The following is a 2,500-nucleotide window of genomic DNA, read 5'->3' on the forward strand; positions in this document are numbered from 1 at the left end:
GCGTCGGGCATAGCGCTTTTTGTGGGGGCGCTGGTCAGTTTAAAATCTGTATCCGTTACCAACAAAAAACCCGGCGCGAGGCCGGGTTATTTGTTGGTTGCGGGAGCAGGATTTGAACCTGCGACCTTCAGGTTATGAGCCTGACGAGCTACCGGGCTGCTCCATCCCGCGTTGTTTTTTTGTTTGTCCTTGGCGCGCTGCGCGTTTGGTCAAAGTGGGTTTGGTCCCTTTTGGGGATACCCTTATGTTTCGGTTTGACCGGAAGACTGCGCTGATATGGGATAAGAGATCCGGAGCGCAGCGGAGGCAAGGCCGAGTGGCCGCCGGCCGGTCAGGCCGCCCGCGCGGAGCGCAGCCCTTTAGGGCGGTGCGCGCGTGAGCGGCAAACAAGTTGAAGAGGTTTCAAATTGCGATTTGCAGGCCTGGCGGCGACCTACTCTCCCACACCTTAAGATGCAGTACCATTGGCGCTGGGGAGTTTCACGGCCGAGTTCGGGATGGGATCGGGTGGGGGCTCCCCGCTAGGGCCACCAGGCCGGCGAAGCGCAATTTGCGTGAACTGGTCTATATATTTTTTTGATGTTTTGGTCGGCCTCGCCTGGGACGAAGGTTCCAGGACGTTGGCCGTATGGATCATTTCAAACGCGCTCAAGCAGCCCGAAGGGCGGTAGCGCACTTAAAATGATCTTTTTGATGCGCCAGGGGCGCATCCAAAAGATGAACATTGACTAATGAGAGGATCAAGCCGAACGAGCTATTAGTAAAGCTAAGCTTCATGCGTTGCCGCACTTCCACACGCTTCCTATCGACGTGGTGGTCTTCCACGGCTCTTCAGGGAGAACTGGTTTTGAGGTGGGTTTCCCGCTTAGATGCTTTCAGCGGTTATCCCTTCCGTACATAGCTACCCTGCAATGCGGCTGGCGCCACAACAGGTCCACCAGAGGTACGTCCATCCCGGTCCTCTCGTACTAGGGACAGATCCTCTCAATTCTCCTACACCCACGGCAGATAGGGACCGAACTGTCTCGCGACGTTCTGAACCCAACTCACGTACCACTTTAATTGGCGAACAGCCAAACCCTTGGGACCTGCTCCAGCCCCAGGATGTGATGAGTCGACATCGAGGTGCCAAACAATGCCGTCGATATGGACTCTTGGGCATCATCAGCCTGTTATCCCCGGCGTACCTTTTATCCGTTGAGCGATGGCCCTTCCACGAGGGACCACCGGATCACTATGGCCGTCTTTCGACTCTGCTCGACTTGTCAGTCTCGCAGTCAGGCAGGCTTATGCCATTGCACTCAACGAGCGATTTCCGACCGCTCTGAGCCCACCTTCGCGCGCCTCCGTTACCATTTGGGAGGCGACCGCCCCAGTCAAACTACCCGCCACACACGGTCCCGGATATTGTTGTACCGCGGTTAGATATCCATGACGACAAGGGTGGTATTTCAAGGGTGACTCCACAAGAGCTGGCGCTCCTGCTTCAACGTCTACCACCTATCCTACACATGTCGTGACGAATACCAGTGTGAAGCTGTAGTAAAGGTGCACGGGGTCTTTCCGTCTGACCGCAGGAACCCCGCATCTTCACGGGGAATTCAATTTCACTGAGTCTATGCTGGAGACAGCGGGGAAGTCGTTACGCCATTCGTGCAGGTCGGAACTTACCCGACAAGGAATTTCGCTACCTTAGGACCGTTATAGTTACGGCCGCCGTTTACTGGGGCTTCAATTCGGTGCTTGCACACCTCCTCTTAACCTTCCAGCACCGGGCAGGCGTCAGACCCTATACGTCGCCTTACGGCTTCGCAGAGCCCTGTGTTTTTGATAAACAGTCGCCACCCCCTGGTCTGTGCCACCCCACAACGGTTGCCCGTCGTGAGGTCTCCCTTCTCGCGAACTTACGGGAGCATTTTGCCGAGTTCCTTCAGCATAGTTCTCTCAAGCGCCTTGGTATTCTCTACCAGTCCACCTGTGTCGGTTTCGGGTACGGTTTATACGGTGGAGCTATTTCCTGGAACACCTTCGCTGCACCCCCAATCCAATAAGGAGATACAACACACGGCATCCGTCACTACCACCAAGCTGCAGAATATTAACTGCATTCCCATCGACTACGCCTTTCGGCCTCGCCTTAGGGGCCGGCTAACCCTGCGCCGATTAGCGTTGCGCAGGAACCCTTGGACTTTCGGCGAGCGGGTCTCTCACCCGCTTTATCGTTACTCATGTCAGCATTCGCACTTCTGATATCTCCAGGAGCCCTCACGGGTCCCCCTTCGCAGACTTACAGAACGCTCCGCTACCGCGCATCATAAGATGCACCCGCAGTTTCGGTGTATGGCTTGAGCCCCGGTACATTTTCGGCGCGGAACCCCTTATTTAGACCAGTGAGCTGTTACGCTTTCTTTAAATGATGGCTGCTTCTAAGCCAACATCCTGGTTGTTTTGGGAGTTCTACATCCTTTCCCACTTAGCCATAACTTAGGGACCTTAACTG

At 55.3% G+C, this 2,500-nt stretch carries 1 tRNA gene and 2 rRNA genes (1 of these 3 cut by a window edge); all 3 read right to left on the reverse strand.

What is annotated here, in order from left to right:
* Nucleotides 1–94 precede the first annotated feature (94 nt).
* A tRNA-Met gene (locus Q666_RS53150) sits at nucleotides 95–171 on the reverse strand.
* A gap of 249 nt (nucleotides 172–420) precedes the next feature.
* A 5S ribosomal RNA gene (gene rrf, locus Q666_RS53155) occupies nucleotides 421–535 on the reverse strand.
* Between the two features lie 201 nt (nucleotides 536–736).
* Nucleotides 737–2,500: ribosomal RNA gene (locus tag Q666_RS53160) — 23S ribosomal RNA — on the reverse strand; it runs 959 nt beyond the window's last position.

This window comes from Labrenzia sp. C1B70 (assembly GCF_000475395.1).
Classification (GTDB): domain Bacteria; phylum Pseudomonadota; class Alphaproteobacteria; order Rhizobiales; family Stappiaceae; genus Roseibium; species Roseibium algicola.